The sequence below is a fragment of the Winogradskyella sp. genome (assembly GCF_028289625.1).
Taxonomy (GTDB): domain Bacteria; phylum Bacteroidota; class Bacteroidia; order Flavobacteriales; family Flavobacteriaceae; genus Winogradskyella.
The window spans coordinates 36,790-52,813 of record NZ_JANQOM010000040.1; the positions used below are offsets into that span (position 1 = coordinate 36,790).

The window sequence follows — 16,024 nt, forward strand, 5'->3', positions numbered from 1 at the left end:
TATGTTTTTAATCGATTTGCAAGATTGATGATAAATAATTAACATATTTTTAATGAATTACTAACTTTAACATATGCTTTTATGAAAAAAATTACGTTTTTATGTCTTGTTATGTCGATTTTTTGCTGGCAAGGCCATGCGCAACTTGTTCCTGATGATACTTGTACTACAAGTTTTACAGATATTAGTGGCACTGGCACAGATTTAGCTTTGACTGATGAAAGTGAGGCCAACATTACTTTATCTTTTGCTTTTGAATTAGACGGTGTATCATCATCAGATTTACGTGTCGGTAATAATGGTGGTGTATTGTTTAATGCAACTACAGGTGATGTAACTACAACATCGAGCCCAACAGCCCAAGGTTTTTATCCTTTAGCTACGGATATAGGTGATGATTTTGGTGCTGTATACTGGGAAGAAATAGGATCAGCTCCGAACCGTATTTTAGTAGTACAATGGAATGATAGACCGCATTATGACGCCGCTACATTTGGTCAAACTACAGGAGGTGGTACGTTTCAATTACTTTTGTATGAAACAACTAATGAAATTAGATTTATTTATGAAGATTTGATTTTTGATGATCCTACTTTTGATGATGGTATAACAGCAGGTGTTCATGTAATTGGTGCTAATGGTACTTATACTTACTCATTAGAATCTTCTCTTGCAGGGATATCTTGTGTAGAATGGAACGCGCCTGCTTGTCCTTTTCCTTCAAACTTAACAGCAACAAGTATTAGTACAGATAGTGCTCTTTTAGGTTGGACAGAAACAGGTTCTGCTACAACTTGGAATATAGAAGTTGTAGATGTAGATGCTAATCCTCCAGGAACTTCTACAGGAACACCTACTGAAACAGGTGTAACAAATCCTTACATGCAAATGGGTTTAACATCAAATACTAATTATGAATTTTACGTACAAGCCATTTGTGGAGGCGATACTAGCGAATGGGTAGGTCCTTTTGCTTTTGCAACGGAATGTCTAGTGTTTACACCAGATTATAGTGCAGATATGAGTACGAATGTCCCTGACTGTTGGGAAGAGGCTGGTAGTGGTACTCCAGCAACCGGACCTGGTGACTTTGGTAGTGGTCTTTGGTTTGCGAGTAATCATAATGGCACACCTAGTAACGTAATTAATTTGTTTTTTGACAATAGAGAAGACTGGATTATTTCTCCAGAATTTGACTTATCTTCAGCCACAGTACCTGAGCTTGTTGTTTATGTGGCTTTAACGGAATCTACTACTAGTGGATCTGGAGCAGATTTAGGCTCCGATGATTTAGTAGCATTATTAATGACTACTGATGGTGGGGCTAATTGGACTACGATGCAATCTTGGGAACAGGGAGACGTACCTACGGATGTAGGCGAACAAATAACCTATGATTTATCTGCCGTCACCGGTAATGTGCAATTTGCCTTTTACGGGAGTGATGGTCCTGTAAATGATGATGAGGACATCTATTTTCATGTAAGTCAATTTACTGTTAGAGAAGCACCTACCGCCGCACCAGACTGTCCTGCAAATGTAGTAGGAACTCCTGATGCAAGTTGCGGTAATTTTGTAAACGATATATCTTGGATGGCTAGTACCGGTGCAGATGGTTATAACATTACTCTAGGTACAACACCAGGTGGAAATGATGTAGAAGATAACACGGACCTAGGTGATGTAACCAATTATACATTTGAGGGTACAGCAAATACAACGTATTATTATACTATTACTGCATATAATAGTTTTGGAAGTTCTGCTGGTTGTACTGAAGGTGACTTCACTACGGCAATGGACACTTGTTACTGTATTCCACCTTCAACTAGTACCAATACTACTACATTGATAGATGATGTAACAACAACAGGTGCACTATCGGATATATCTAATACAGATACTGGTCTATCGATGGATCGTTATGGCGACTTTACAGCAACTAATTCTGTTACAAGCTTTGCAAATGGTACTTTTGATTTTTCAGTTGAAATTGAAGGTGGAACGGTTGGTTGTGCGATTTGGGTTGATTGGAACAATGATTTCGTATTTGATCCTTCTACAGAAGTTGTGTATAATACAACAGCTTTTGGAAGTGGACCTTTTACGGGCACGATTACTGTTCCAGGTAGTGCAGCTAATGGAGATTATAGAATGCGTATAATGATAGATTTTAATGATTCTAATCCAGATGACGATGCTTGTGCTTATAATTTTGAAAGAGGAGAAACGGAAGATTATACACTAACTGTAACCGATGCTCCAACAGATACATTTGATTTTTTCAATCTTCAATTTCCAGCAACAGGTAATATTGAAACAGGTGATGAGTTTTTGGTATTTGCACAGGCCTTTGAATCGGGTCTTACCGATGCCTCGGATATGCCTGCAACAGGTGTTGAAGCTTGGATAGGTTACAGCACAGTAGATTCAAGCCCAGATACGGATGCTGACTGGACTTGGGTAGCTGCTGCCACTAATCCTGGTTTTGATTTTACACAAAATAACGATGAATATTTCTTAGATCTTGGAGCTGAAGTAGGTGCGGGCACCTATTATTATGCAAGCAGATGGAGGCTTAACAGTGGGCCTTTCACTTATGGCGGTATTTTACCCGATGGTTCCAATGGTGGTGAATGGGGTACTGGTGGTTTTGCATCTGGTGTTTTAACCGTGACTGACCCTCCACCTCCTGCGAATGATGATTGCTCTGGTGCAATTGCACTTACACCAGGAGCTATTTTTGATGATAATCCTATTGATGGGACGGTAGCCTTTGCTACTGCTGATGCCGAGGATGTAGACACTTGTGGTGAACCTGGCCCAGGTGTATGGTATTCAGTTGTTGTTCCTGCTAGTGGTGATATTACCATCGAAATAGGAGATACTTCAGGTGGTGGTACAGGTTTTGATTCTGTAATTGAAGCCTTTTCAGGTACTTGTGGGGCCTTAACATCTATCGATTGTGACGATGATGGTGTTCCTGGTTTTGCTGATAACTATTCATTGTTAGAGCTTTCAGGGCTTACACCTGGAGAGACAATATATATTAGAGTATGGGAATATGATGGTGATGAATCAGAGCCTTTCTCAATATCTGCATACAGTGCTACTCTAAGTACAGGTGATTTAGATAATGAATCTGCATTTACGTATTATCCGAACCCAGTTAAAAATACATTAACACTTAATGCACAAAATACTATTGAGAATGTGACCATGTATAACATGCTAGGGCAGGAAGTATTGAGAGCTACACCTAATAATGTAGATAGCGTACTAGATATGTCTAGCTTACAAAATGGTACTTATTTTGTAAAAGTTACCATAGCTGACACTACAAAAACAGTTAGAGTAATAAAACAATAAACTAAACGCTTATAAATTGCCAAAAGCCACCTTTAAGGTGGCTTTTGTATTTTCTTTGGTTACATTTGCAGCTATGGCGACATTAGACTTCTCTTTTATTATACCTGTGTTTAATAGGCCTGGCGAAATCAGGGAACTTCTAGACAGTTTTGTGAAGCTAGAAGGTAATCTCGAGTTTGAAATTGTTATCGTAGAGGATGGGTCTACAGATACTTCAGAAGCAATTGCAAATAGTTTTGGTTCTAAATTAAACATATCATATTATTTTAAAGAGAACTCTGGGCCAGGTGACTCCAGAAATTTTGGTATGCAAAAAGCAAAAGGGGATTATTTTATCATATTGGATTCCGATGTTATTTTGCCTTCTAACTATTTATTGGAAGTAAATACTTTTTTAGCGACTAACTATTACGATTGTTTTGGTGGGCCTGATGCTGCACATAAGTCATTTTCTAATCTTCAGAAGGCTATTAATTTTGCCATGACTTCTTTTATAACTACTGGTGGTATAAGAGGTGGAAAGCAACAATTAGAAAATTTTCAACCTCGAAGCTTTAATATGGGTTTATCTAAAAAAGCATTTATGGACTCTGGAGGGTTTGGCAAGATACATCCAGGAGAAGACCCTGATTTGTCATTACGATTGAAAAAAATGGGTTATAAGACAACGTTAATAGCAAATGCTTATGTATACCATAAACGTCGAATATCTTGGTCTAAATTTTATAACCAGGTGCATAAATTTGGTTTGGTAAGACCCATTCTTAACGAGTGGCATCCTAATTCTAAAAGTATAGTGTATTGGTTTCCAACATTATTTTTATTAGGGTTATTGATTTCTATATTACTTTTGATTTTTGATATTAGACTTCCTTTGTATATATATCTTTTTTATCTTGTTTTAGCATTTATCCTGGCATTAATATCTACTAAGAGCATTATTGTAGCCACACAGTCTATATTGGCTATTATAATACAATTTTTAGGTTATGGTTACGGTTTTCTTAAATCTACATTTGCCCTTTCGGTTTTGAGAAAAAAACCAAAAGAGGCGTTTCCTAATTTATTTTTTAAATAAGTATGGGTTCAAGAAGTAAGTCGAACATATTTAGTATTCTGAAAAAGCGCGATGTAAAGCGTTTTAGCATATTTATTTCTATTGCCTTTATTTTCTTAATTATTTCTAAGCTTTCTAATGATTATAAGCAGCTAATAAAACTTAAGGTCAATTTGACTGATACTGAAGAAGAAGTAATTCTTCAACAAGACTCTTCAAATGTTATTGACGTTTTAGTAGAAGCTAAGGGTTTTGCCTTAGTACCTTATATTTTTAATAAGTATAAAACAATTGTTTTAAGTTCAAAGACCGATATGGTTACTAAACCCTCTCATTATCTATTTGATGTACAGAAAAATAGATTTCTAATCGAGGGACAATTGGGGTCATCTTATAATGTATTATCCATTAGTCCAGATACGCTAATATTACCATATTCTAAAAGGGCTTCGAAATATATTCCTGTGGATTTGGATGCAAATATTGAATACGCTACAGGGTTTGATATAAAAGGTGGGTTTACGTTTAGCGTAGATAGTGTTAAAATTGTCGGTGCACAGGATAAGATTGAAAATGTGAACACTATCTCAACCAAAGAATTAAAACTAAGTAAAGTTAATAGTTTTATAGATGAAGACATTGAAATAGAAGCTATTGATGATATTGATGTATTTCCTAAAGTGGTCAATGTTAAAGCAGATGTAAAGCGTTTTACTGAAGGGACCATTGAAGTGCCTGTAACCATAACTGGCAAGCCAAATAATATTACAATTAATTATTTCCCCAAAACTGTTACGATTTCGTATTATGTGGATTTGGATAGTTATAGCTCAATTTCTACTAATGATTTTGAGGTAGAATGTAATTTTAATCAAATTGATGAAGACCAAACCTTTTTTTTACCAAAAATCACAAAAAGTCCTAACTTTATTAAGCGTGTAAATATTAAACAAAAGCGTGTAGATTTTATAAAATTATAACATGGTAATAGTTGGTCTTACAGGTGGAATAGGTAGTGGTAAAACCACAATTAGTAAGTACTTTGAATCTTATGGTATACCTATTTATATCGCCGATAAAGAGGCCAAGGCCTTGATGAATCGCTCTAAAGTTGTAAGACGAAAACTAATTCAACTTTTCGGTCAATCAGCCTATAAAAATGGTGCATTAAACAGGGAATATTTGGCCACTAAAATTTTTAGCGACAAATCGCTTTTATCTAAGATGAATGCTATTGTACATCCCAGGGTAGCATCGCATTTTAAGCGTTGGTTAAAAAAACAGGATGCCCCTTATGTAATTAAAGAGGCTGCCATCATTTTTGAAAATGATTTAGAATATCAATATGATTATACCATCACTGTAGTCACTAATGAGGATTTGAGGATAGAACGTGTTATGAAACGCGATAATGTATCGGCTGAAAAAGTTAAATCCATAATAAGAAACCAACTTTCTGATAACGAAAAGATTAAAAAATCAGATTTCGTTATAGAGAATAATGACTTAGAAACTTCAGAAAAACAGGCACTAGAAATACATCAAGCCATACTCAAAAAAACATTACAATCTTAGTCATTCCGTTTGTTAATGTAAGGTTAAACATAATTTATGCTAAATGTTAAAATGTTAAATTTGGTCGATGGGTAAAAGACTATTCATCTTATTGGTGGTTTTAATGAGTTTATCGCTCATTGGAATCATCTTTGTGCAATCATTTTTTATTAATAATAGTTTAGAGAATGAGGAAAAGAATTTTACCCGAAGCGTTACAATAGCTCTAAGTTTTGTATCAAGAGATATACAAGATTATGAGATAAAAAGATTTTATGGTTTAATTCAGCCTTATTTAGCAGAAAATAAGGAGCCGGATTCTACAATCATAAGACAGCTTTACATTACTACAGAAGACGATATAAATGATCAAACCATCATACATCGTAATACTGTATTGGAAGAACGGTTTAAAGTGCCGCCTTCATTGTTCTTTGAAATTGATGCAGACAGCATAGATGTAAGTAATTTTACTAGCGAGCGCACTACGAATTATTACGAAAGGTCTACAATAGATGGCGGTTTGGCTATAAAGCCAACCAAAACCTTAGTAGAGTATTCTAATCTACCAGAAATAGGAAAACAAATCTATAAAGATTCATATAAAACTTTGCTCAGAGATGTTCCGATCTACAAAAGAGTTACGTCCCACCAGGTCGAGACTTTACTAAGACGACAACTCAAGGATGAGGGTATAGAATTAGATTTTGAGTTTGCTATATATGATGATGATTTAGCTACTAAAGTACATACAAGAAACTTCGACAAGAGTGGTGCTTATATTGGCGTTCCAATTTTTTTGGATAATAATAATGAAAGCAATTATAGGCTTTGGGTAGATTTCCCTGATAGAAAAAAGTTTTTACTGTCATCAATACTATGGATGATACTATTGTCAATATTGTTTACAAGTGTTATTATAGTAGCTTATTCCAGTGCGATCTATCAGTTAATAAAACAACGTCAAATATCGCAGATAAAGACGGATTTTATTAATAATATGACCCATGAGTTTAAAACACCAATCGCCACTATAAACCTAGCTTTGGATGCGATAAAAAACCCTAAGATTATTGCTGATCAAGATAAAGTAAAACGCTATTTGGGTATGATTAAGGATGAAAATAAGCGTATGCATGCACAAGTAGAAAATGTACTGAGAATATCCAAGTTAGAGAAAAACGAACTCAATATCAGTAAGGAACGCTTAAAATTGCACGACTTAATTGGTAATGCTGTTGATCATGTAGCGTTAATTGTAGAAGATAGAAAAGGTTATGTGAAGACACATTTGGAAGCTGCAAAGTCATCAGTTTTGGCTAATGAAACACATTTTACGAATGTAATAGTCAATATTTTAGATAATGCTATTAAGTATTCAGATGATGCCCCTAAAATTGATGTTTATACCGAAAATATCGGTAATAACATCATCTTGAAGATAGCCGATCAAGGTAATGGTATGTCTAAGCAAGTTGCTAAGCGTGTGTTCGAGAAATTTTACAGAGAACATACAGGTAATGTACATAATGTAAAAGGACATGGACTAGGGTTAGCTTATGTTAAACGAATAGTGGATGATCATCAAGGTCATGTATCAGTAGAAAGTGAAAAAGGAAAGGGCAGTACTTTTATTATAAAGTTGCCATTAATATCATAAAAACGAATTATGGAAGAACAAAACAAGAAAATTCTTTTGGTTGAAGACGATCCAAATTTTGGAACTGTTCTAAAAGACTATTTAATGATGAACGATTACGACGTTGTCCATGCCAAAAACGGAATGGAGGGTTTTGAAAAGTTCAAAAAAGATGATTACGATCTATGCATTTTAGATGTAATGATGCCTTATAAAGACGGATTCACATTAGCTAAGGAAATCCGCGAAAAGAACACGGATGTGCCTATCATATTTTTAACGGCAAAAGCTATGAAAGAAGATGTATTAAAAGGATACAAAGTAGGTGCAGACGATTATCTTAATAAGCCTTTTGATAGTGAGGTTTTACTCATGAAGATTAAGGCGATTATGCAACGCAAAGCAACTGACTCCGTCGCAGACAGCAAACAATTTGAGTTTAAGATTGGACGTTTTGATTTGAATTCTAAGCTTCGTTTTCTAAAATTTGATGGTGGCGAACCGACAAAGCTTTCGCCAAAAGAAAATGAATTGTTGCGTTTACTAGCACTGCACGAAAATGATTTAATGCCAAGAGAATTAGCACTGACCAAAATATGGAGAGATGACAATTATTTTACATCTAGAAGTATGGATGTATACATTGCAAAACTTCGTAAATATCTAAAACCAGACCCTAAAGTAGAAATTTTAAATATTCATGGTGAGGGATTTAGGTTGGTCATCAATAAAGACAGTTAATTCTAAATATATATCTATCCGGCCAAGTGCCGGATTTTTTTATAACTGATTTTCAATATAATTTATGATGTCTTTGGTATTGGTTTTATAATCAAACCATTTAATACCAACATCTTTTCTGAACCAGGTGAGTTGACGTTTGGCAAATCGTCTTGTATTTTTCTTTATTTCTGAAATGGCAAAGTCTAGAGTATAATGCCCTTTAAGATATTGAAATAATTCTTTATAGCCTACTGTGTTCAATGCATTAAGATGTCTAAGCGGAAATAAGTTTTCAGCCTCTTTTATTAGCCCATCTTCTATCATTATATCGACACGCTGATTGATTCTATCGTAGATGATGGAGCGATCAGCATCCAATCCTACCAAAATGGTTTTAAAAGGACGCTTTTTTTCTGGGTTTGTTAAAAACGAAGAATAAGGTTTATTGGTACCTATGCAAATTTCTAGAGCTCTAACAACACGTTGTGGATTATCTATGGCAATGGTTTCGAAAGCTATCGGGTCCAATACCATTAACTTATCCTGTAACGATTGAATACCAAGGGATTTAAGTTCTTTATTAAGTTGGTGCCTAATCGTTTTGTCTACCTCGGGAAAATTATCCAGCCCTTTGGTTACCGCTTTAACATATAAACCAGACCCTCCAACCATAATAGCGGAAGGATTGTTTTTGTGAATACCTTCAATAGCCTCTATAGCATCCCTTTCAAAATCTCCTACTGTATAATCCTCTTCAACGGATTTGTGCTGTATAAAATGATGTTTAGTAGCTTTTAATTCTTCAGGTGAAGGTACGGCAGTTCCAATATACATTTCTTTATAAAACTGCCTTGAATCTGAGGATATAATTTCTGTATTAAAATATTGGGCTAATTTTATACTTAATGCTGTTTTGCCAATAGCTGTAGGTCCTACTATGGAAATCAGTATTTTAGTCATAATGCAACTTGTGTCCACAATTGTAGCAGAATTCTGCATCATCACGATGATTTTCGGCTAGGCAGTTTGAACAGCATTGTGTATTTGTATGTACGTTACGCTTATTAAACTTGGTCATTTCTGATGATACAATTCCGGTAGGAACCGCAATAATAGCATAACCCATAATCATGATTAAGGATGCTATTAATTGACCAAGAGGTGTTGCCGGTGCTATATCTCCATAACCGACAGTCGTTAATGTAACTATGGCCCAATATACACTTCTGGGTATACTAGAAAAGCCACTACCTTCTTCACTTTCTACCAAATACATTACTGTACCAAGTATAACGCACAATATAATCACGAATAACAAGAAAACACCAATTTTAGCACGGCTCGTTTTTAAAGCTCTAATGAAGTTAGTAGATGCGCCTATATAGCGTGTTAGTTTTAGAATCCTAAAAACCCGCAATAGTCTTAAGGCCCTTAAAGCTACAAGCGAATGTGTACCAACAAATATTAAGGACAAATATTTAGGAATGGTTGACAACAAGTCGATAACACCATAAAAGCTGGTAATATATTTGATAGGTTTTTTTACTGAAACAATTCTTGCAATGTATTCTATTGAGAAAAGTATCGTAATAACCCATTCTGAGATATTTAGAAAATTATGAAATTTTTCATCAAAACTTTTTACACTTTCCAGCATAACTAAAATGATACTTGCTAGAATGGCAATTAGTAAAACAACATCAAACAACTTTCCCGCAGGTGTGTCTGCTTCATATATTATCTCATGGAGTCTAGTTCGCCAAGTATGTTTGGTTGTGGGTTCCATATGCTAAAAATACAAAAAGTAGGCTTATTGTTTTTCTAATACAATTATGCTGTTCTTTTGAGTTTCTACCACCTTATCCATAAATGTCTTTAAATAAGCATAGTATCCCGATTCGTAAATGGCTTTATCGAATTTAACCTTAAAGTATAGTGATAATTTATTGTCCTTTACTTCAAAATTACTGACAAACGAACCAGCCTTATCAGGTAATGCATAGTTTAGAGATTGAGGTATCTCAAGGATTTTTAGATTATTTCCAAGATCAATGCTCATAACATATAAATATGAATCCCTATATCCGAAGTCGATAGGATAAGTTCGCTCTTGTAGTTTAAACGGGTTTTCTTCAAAAAATGTTATTAGAAAAGGATTGAGATAGATTTTATTACCAATAAATTCAGGTTCAAATGTAAAATTGATATGTTCTTTAAGACTGAAATCTTTTTTATCAAAATCGATGACTTCAAGATTATCGATTTCAAAATTAGTGTAATTCTCAGCTTTGATTTTTTTGTAGTCTTGGACATTTTCATCAAATCTACGCTTTAACAAATGTGAATGATAGCCTGAAAAATTACTCTCCAATTCGCCAGAAATAGATGTTTCGTCAAAAGTATTGAGTTGAACCCTATGTTGTCTTACAGAATATTTTTTAGGGTCAATATCTACCCAATAACTCCCATCTTTAAAATCAATAAGTCTACCATATTGGTTGAGGCATCTGTAAGGAAGTTCACCAAAAGATAAATATGGATTAGTGGCATCTAGTAAATAATTAGTCCCGTTAACATTCACGCTGACAATTACATAATTAAATTCAGTAAGTATAGGATATAATTTAGTAGCTAGACCACGTTCTCTAGTAGACAATAGAATAGGGTAAACCTCATAATTCTCATTAAACAGTAGATTAAGTAACAACAGATTAATTTCAAAAGCGTTACCTACTTTATTGTTTAACAAATCCTTTACCGAAACTTCAAATCGACCGTATTTTTTATCCCATCTGTAATTATCTAAAACATAATTATATATCGCTTTCGTCTTATCAAGTGGGTTTTCAATGTTACTTATTTCTGCTGGTAATACTTTTTTAACAAGGCTTTTTTTATTGATTTGTCGGCCGAAATCAGAATCATTTTTTAACTCCTGGTCTGTATATTCCCATGTGTTAGTAATCCTGTCAACACTACCATCAAAACCACGTACTACACTGAGCTCATACTCAATTCTCGACATGTAGTTTAGCGGAGTTGTTGTAAAGGCCTCAGCTTTATATGCAGGAATATTTTTCATTACATATTTTGACATAGAACAATCGGCACTTCCACCTCCTCCAACCTCCAAACAGTTCTTCTCTAACCAAGATTCATTAGTCTCTAAAGGAATACTACCCACTAGTTTTGTATGGTATTCATAGTTTGCGGGTATACTAGTATTATATTCACTATATAGTACTGGATCTGGACCTTGAAAATACCATGGTTGATATTTCGAAATAAATCGTGATTCGGTCTCGTAACTAATGGTTATGACACTGCCTACTTTAACTTTCGGTAGTACAATCTTAACTAATGTATAGTCTTTATTATCTTCTTCAAAAATACCACTTTTTGTTAGCTTGGTTCTTTCCATGTCACCATCAACGAGATTATAAGTTGCACCTTTAATATTCTTTATAGATTCTTTTGAAGATTTTCCTTTATAGAGTCTAACTTCAAATTCACCACGTTCAATGCCTTCAGCCTTTAATATTTTAATTTTTTGCTTTAGTTGAAATACTAACTTAAACGTTTTTCTGTCGATATAGCTATTTCCGTAATCGTAAATTACTAGTGCATTGGCAGTAGAATCTTTTTTGTAAGTATTAAGCAATAAATCAGGTCTTAAAACCTGCATGTCAACGTTGTAACTCTGGCCAAAACAAAATGCACTAATAATAAGAAGGATTGATACAAAGTTTAATTTCATAATTAGGCTTATAGTTGAATGATTTTCAGTCTTTTGTTCTTTCGCATATAACTTTGAATAATATGCTGGGTGTCTCTGTTGTTCTCCATTGGAGTTATGAGTGATTCCAAGATGTCTCGATTATTAATCTGATAGTTTAAATCAAAAAAACCAATACCTTTAAAGATACCATCTTCTATGAGAATAACACTTCTCTCGTCAATATCTCTTCCTCTATCAATAAGAATCATATCTTTATTGTTATATGAGTTTTTTTCAATGACGGCCATGGTACGTTCATTATAGGTTTTAGGCGCTTCTTTATTGATGCATGCGCCATTGCAGTTTTCGATTTCGTAATTAAAACAGCTCGTTTCTGATTTTTCCAAACCACATAATTTAGTGCAGAGTTCGTAGGTTTCAACCATTCTGCTCAGAAATGAAACAGCACTTTTTCTATTTGTAAATGTAGTAATGGGCTTTTCGCCTTTTTTTATTTGGCTTATACGAAGATTAATGTAACCATCATCATCTATAAAGCTGTATAGCCCTTGAGAGAATTGATTGCGTTTTAGAGCTCTATTTAGAACAGGTTTATTTGTTTTTATTTCTTCATTCTCCTTTAAAAGTGCGATAAGTTCGCTACCTGTTTTCTCGTAGGTGACCGCTGCGACTTGAACTTGAATCTTCTTTGACTTTGAATTTCTATTCGTAAAATGTTGTGTTATACGTTTTCTTATATTATTGCTCTTACCAATGTAAATAATATTACCATTTTCATCATGAATGTAATACACTCCAGTATCACTTGGTAACTCTTCAATGATATCTTTAAGATTAGATGCCACCTTCGATTTTTTCTCAACTTTTACAGCATCTTTAATAATCTTTTTATCACTATCCTTGCTCAACAAGGTCTTGAATAACTTTACGGTTGCCATGGCGTCACCATTGGCTCGATGTCTTTCGCTTACAGGAATGCCAAGGGCTCTAGTCAATTTACCCAGACTATAAGACTCCATTTCTGGTATAAGTTCTTGAGATAATTCTACGGTACAAAGGGTTTTGCGTTTAAAGGCAAAACCTAAGCGTTTAAATTCAGTTTTTAAAATCCGATAATCAAAATCTGCATTGTGTGCTACTAGAATACAATCTTCAGTAATTTCTACGATACGTTTGGCAACTTCATAGAATTTAGGTGCGTTTCTAAGCATGTTAGAATTAATCCCTGTAAGATTTACCACGAAAGGTTGAATTTCGCGCTCAGGATTAATTAAGGAAATAAACTGGTCTGTGACCTTGTGACCATCAAATCGATAAATGGCAATTTCAGTGATACCTTCTTCATTGTATTTGCCGCCAGTAGTTTCTATGTCTAATATTGCGTAAATACTTTAGTTCTTTTTAGTTCATATAGTTTCTTGCTCCAAATATACTACTTCCTACACGTATCATATTACTCCCGCAATCAATGGCTAATTGATAATCTCCGCTCATGCCCATGGAAATAATTTTAAGCTTTGGGCATTGAATTTTTAATTCGTCAAAAGTTGATTTTAAGAAATTAAATTCATTTTCTATTTGCTTCATATTATCAGTAAATGTAGCCATTCCCATTAAGCCTAGTATGTTAATGTTTTTTAATTCTGAAAATTCTTCAGATAGGAGTAGTGCAGAAGCGTCTTTGGCAGACATGCCAAATTTACTATCTTCTTTAGCAATCTTAATTTGAAGCAAACAGTCAATAATTCTATCATGTCTTTTGGCTTGCTTATCTATTTCACTCAGAAGTTTAAGACTATCTACACCGTGAATTAGGCTGACAAATTCAGCCATGTATTTAACCTTATTTCGCTGCACGTGACCAATCATATGCCATTGAATATCTTTTGGCATTTGTTCGTGCTTTTCCACCATCTCCTGGATTTTATTTTCTCCAAAAATCCGTTGACCAGCATTATAGGCTTCCATTAAGTTGCTCACTGGCTTTGTCTTTGATACTGCAACTAAAGAGACATGTTCAGGTAAGGATGATTTTATTTCCAGTAGATTTTTACTAATACTCATAAATCGTAATTCCACTTCGCAATTTAGGCAAAATATAAGTACTTTTTGGTGGCATTTTTAGACCTTCATCCGCAATTTCCTTCATTTGTTGTACCGTAGCTGGGCACATGCCAAAACCTACTTTAAATTGGCCACTGTCAACACTGGTTTTGATGGTAATCATTTCGTGTTTGCCATGCACATATTCAATTCTGCTATCATTTCTTAAATCGTCTATGCCTAAAATCGGTTGTAAAATAGTTTTGTAAAGCAGTTGGGCGTCGAGCTTATCAAGTGCTGTGTCGAATTTGTAGTTGGCTTTTCTTAAATAAAGTGAATAAAACTCACCGTCTAAATACATACTAAAATGATGTGGTTTAGAAGGGTGGTAAGGTACTGTACCACAATTGCTTATTCTAAAATTTGCATCGAGTTTGATAAGGAATTCCTCTTTAGTTAAACCATTTAAGTCTTTGATTAATCGACTAAATTCTTGTATCACCAAATCAGATTCTGGGATAAGGTAAGACATGAAAAAGTTATAAGATTCCGAACCATTGTGATCGGGATTCTTTTGCTTTTCATCCTTATAAAGTAAAAATGATGAAGCTGATCTATGGTGACCATCCGCAATATATATGGTTTTCATTTTTTTAAATTCTTCCTGAATAATTGCCATGGTTTCTTCATTATCAATTTTCCAGAGGTAGTGTGTATCTCTGTAGGTCATTGTAAACTCAAATTCGGCATGATTCTTTTGAGCATCTTCTATGATATCGGAAATGATGGTATTATCAGGATAGGTGAGTAGCACAGGCTCTGCATTAAAACCTACGGTTTGCAGATAGTTTTTAAAGGTTTGCTCGCGTTTGGCTATAGTTTCTTCATGTTTTTTTATGATGTCGTTTTCATAGTCTTCTGCACTTGTGGCCGCAATAATGCCGCTAAAGACCTGTTTGTGTCTGTTCACTATTTTATAAACATAAAATGATGCTTTTTGGTCCGTAACAAAAATACCATCCTCTTTAAACTCTAAATAACGATTTCTAACTAGCTTATAACGTTCATTACCAGTAACTTCCTGAGAATACTTATAACCGGGATTTACGACATGAAGAAAACTGTATGGATTGTAGTCCATACGAGATTCGCGTTCGTCAACGGTATAGCTTTGATAGGGACGTGCAGCCACCAAGCCTACGATGGCTCTTGTGGGTTTTACTGCTTTAAATGGAATTATTTTTGCCATTTAATTTCTGTTTTTTCTAATAAAATCTGTTGGCTCTAAATATCTGGCGGTGTCATTTGTGTAACCACTACCAATTTCCAAATCTAAGGAATCTCTGATTTCAAAATGTAAATGGGTATGATATAATTTATTACATGTGATAATCGTTCCAATTTGTTCACCTTTTTTTATAAACTGATTTGGTTTTACCAGCATTGTGTTACAATGGGCATATAAGGATTCATATAAATTTCCATCCAATAAATGAACGATTCTTATTACATTTCCCCACTTACTAACATACGCTTTTGCTTCACTTATATAGCCATTTCCTATAGCATATACAGGTTTGTCCATATATATGCTTTCTTCACCAAATCCATTCGAGCCATCTATAAGATGCCTATTAGATCCCAATTTCTGTTTGTTGAAATAACCCATACCCATAGCATTTGGTTTTATAACAGGAAAATCAAAATCTTTTGCAATGTATTGAGGATTATCCGTGAATAATGATTTATAATCGATTTCCTTTTTATCAATCTCAATGTTACTTTCTAATGCCACATGTTCCTCAGAAGAAGAGATGTTTTCAATATTAACCTCCTTATTGTTCTCACAAGATGTAATTACAATTGTAAAGAATAAATATTTGAAAACTTTAGTCATTAA

13 protein-coding genes are annotated in these 16,024 nt (G+C 34.3%); 6 read left to right on the plus strand and 7 right to left on the minus strand.

Going from position 1 to position 16,024, the window contains the following annotated elements:
- The first annotated feature begins 81 nt into the window (after positions 1-81).
- From Q0992_RS08820 to Q0992_RS08845, 6 genes are all read left to right on the plus strand, one after another.
- A complete protein-coding gene (locus tag Q0992_RS08820; protein WP_299522614.1) occupies positions 82-3,369 on the plus strand; it encodes a GEVED domain-containing protein in 3,288 nt (1,095 codons plus the stop codon).
- Between the two features lie 73 nt (positions 3,370-3,442).
- Positions 3,443-4,447 carry a glycosyltransferase gene (locus Q0992_RS08825; RefSeq protein WP_299522744.1) on the plus strand — a complete coding sequence of 335 codons (1,005 nt, stop codon included), beginning with the start codon at positions 3,443-3,445 and terminating at the stop codon, positions 4,445-4,447.
- A 2-nt stretch (positions 4,448-4,449) separates the two neighbouring features.
- Positions 4,450-5,406: a hypothetical protein gene (locus Q0992_RS08830; RefSeq protein ID WP_299522617.1), complete on the plus strand. Its 957-nt coding sequence runs from the start codon at positions 4,450-4,452 to the stop codon at positions 5,404-5,406.
- 1 nt (position 5,407) lies between these two features.
- On the plus strand, positions 5,408-6,001 hold the full coding sequence (gene coaE, locus Q0992_RS08835) for a dephospho-CoA kinase (protein ID WP_299522621.1): 594 nt from the start codon (positions 5,408-5,410) through the stop codon (positions 5,999-6,001).
- Between the two features lie 67 nt (positions 6,002-6,068).
- Positions 6,069-7,640: a sensor histidine kinase KdpD gene (locus Q0992_RS08840; protein WP_299522623.1), complete on the plus strand. Its 1,572-nt coding sequence runs from the start codon at positions 6,069-6,071 to the stop codon at positions 7,638-7,640.
- 9 nt (positions 7,641-7,649) lie between these two features.
- The gene (locus Q0992_RS08845; RefSeq protein WP_111682981.1) at positions 7,650-8,360 is read left to right on the plus strand and encodes a response regulator transcription factor; all 711 of its coding nucleotides are present in this window, start codon (positions 7,650-7,652) and stop codon (positions 8,358-8,360) included.
- Between the two features lie 39 nt (positions 8,361-8,399).
- Here the strand turns inward: Q0992_RS08845 and miaA are convergent, their stop codons facing one another.
- The 7 genes from miaA to Q0992_RS08880 are packed head-to-tail and all read right to left on the minus strand — an operon-like array spanning position 8,400 to position 16,021.
- Positions 8,400-9,302 (minus strand): tRNA (adenosine(37)-N6)-dimethylallyltransferase MiaA, encoded by a 903-nt coding sequence (gene miaA / locus Q0992_RS08850; protein WP_299522626.1) that lies wholly within the window; start codon positions 9,300-9,302, stop codon positions 8,400-8,402.
- The gene (locus tag Q0992_RS08855; protein WP_299522629.1) at positions 9,295-10,128 is read right to left on the minus strand and encodes an ion transporter; all 834 of its coding nucleotides are present in this window, start codon (positions 10,126-10,128) and stop codon (positions 9,295-9,297) included. Before Q0992_RS08855 ends, miaA begins: the two co-directional genes overlap by 8 nt.
- Positions 10,129-10,152: 24 nt before the next feature.
- Complete coding sequence (locus Q0992_RS08860) at positions 10,153-12,099, minus strand: DUF3857 domain-containing protein (protein WP_299522632.1); 1,947 nt, start codon at positions 12,097-12,099, stop codon at positions 10,153-10,155.
- A gap of 8 nt (positions 12,100-12,107) precedes the next feature.
- Positions 12,108-13,469, minus strand: a complete 1,362-nt coding sequence (locus Q0992_RS08865) for an exonuclease domain-containing protein (RefSeq protein WP_299522747.1) — start codon at positions 13,467-13,469, stop codon at positions 12,108-12,110.
- Positions 13,470-13,482: 13 nt separating this feature from the next.
- On the minus strand, positions 13,483-14,145 hold the full coding sequence (locus tag Q0992_RS08870) for a YggS family pyridoxal phosphate-dependent enzyme (RefSeq protein ID WP_299522635.1): 663 nt from the start codon (positions 14,143-14,145) through the stop codon (positions 13,483-13,485).
- Positions 14,135-15,373: a DUF1015 domain-containing protein gene (locus Q0992_RS08875; protein WP_299522638.1), complete on the minus strand. Its 1,239-nt coding sequence runs from the start codon at positions 15,371-15,373 to the stop codon at positions 14,135-14,137. Before Q0992_RS08875 ends, Q0992_RS08870 begins: the two co-directional genes overlap by 11 nt.
- Positions 15,374-16,021 carry a M23 family metallopeptidase gene (locus tag Q0992_RS08880; RefSeq protein ID WP_299522641.1) on the minus strand — a complete coding sequence of 216 codons (648 nt, stop codon included), beginning with the start codon at positions 16,019-16,021 and terminating at the stop codon, positions 15,374-15,376.
- Positions 16,022-16,024 lie beyond the last annotated feature (3 nt).

Excerpts from the sequence above, each read along its gene's own strand:
- Q0992_RS08840 (WP_299522623.1), top strand. The coding sequence starts at position 6,069 with ATGGGTAAAAGACTATTCATCTTATTGGTGGTTTTAATGAGTTTATCG.
- Q0992_RS08825 (WP_299522744.1), top strand. The coding sequence starts at position 3,443 with ATGGCGACATTAGACTTCTCTTTTATTATACCTGTGTTTAATAGGCCT.
- Q0992_RS08870 (WP_299522635.1), bottom strand. The coding sequence starts at position 14,145 with ATGAGTATTAGTAAAAATCTACTGGAAATAAAATCATCCTTACCTGAA.
- coaE (WP_299522621.1), top strand. The coding sequence starts at position 5,408 with ATGGTAATAGTTGGTCTTACAGGTGGAATAGGTAGTGGTAAAACCACA.
- Q0992_RS08845 (WP_111682981.1), top strand. The coding sequence starts at position 7,650 with ATGGAAGAACAAAACAAGAAAATTCTTTTGGTTGAAGACGATCCAAAT.
- Q0992_RS08875 (WP_299522638.1), bottom strand. The coding sequence starts at position 15,373 with ATGGCAAAAATAATTCCATTTAAAGCAGTAAAACCCACAAGAGCCATC.
- Q0992_RS08880 (WP_299522641.1), bottom strand. The coding sequence starts at position 16,021 with ATGACTAAAGTTTTCAAATATTTATTCTTTACAATTGTAATTACATCT.
- Q0992_RS08860 (WP_299522632.1), bottom strand. The coding sequence starts at position 12,099 with ATGAAATTAAACTTTGTATCAATCCTTCTTATTATTAGTGCATTTTGT.
- Q0992_RS08855 (WP_299522629.1), bottom strand. The coding sequence starts at position 10,128 with ATGGAACCCACAACCAAACATACTTGGCGAACTAGACTCCATGAGATA.
- miaA (WP_299522626.1), bottom strand. The coding sequence starts at position 9,302 with ATGACTAAAATACTGATTTCCATAGTAGGACCTACAGCTATTGGCAAA.
- Q0992_RS08830 (WP_299522617.1), top strand. The coding sequence starts at position 4,450 with ATGGGTTCAAGAAGTAAGTCGAACATATTTAGTATTCTGAAAAAGCGC.
- Q0992_RS08820 (WP_299522614.1), top strand. The coding sequence starts at position 82 with ATGAAAAAAATTACGTTTTTATGTCTTGTTATGTCGATTTTTTGCTGG.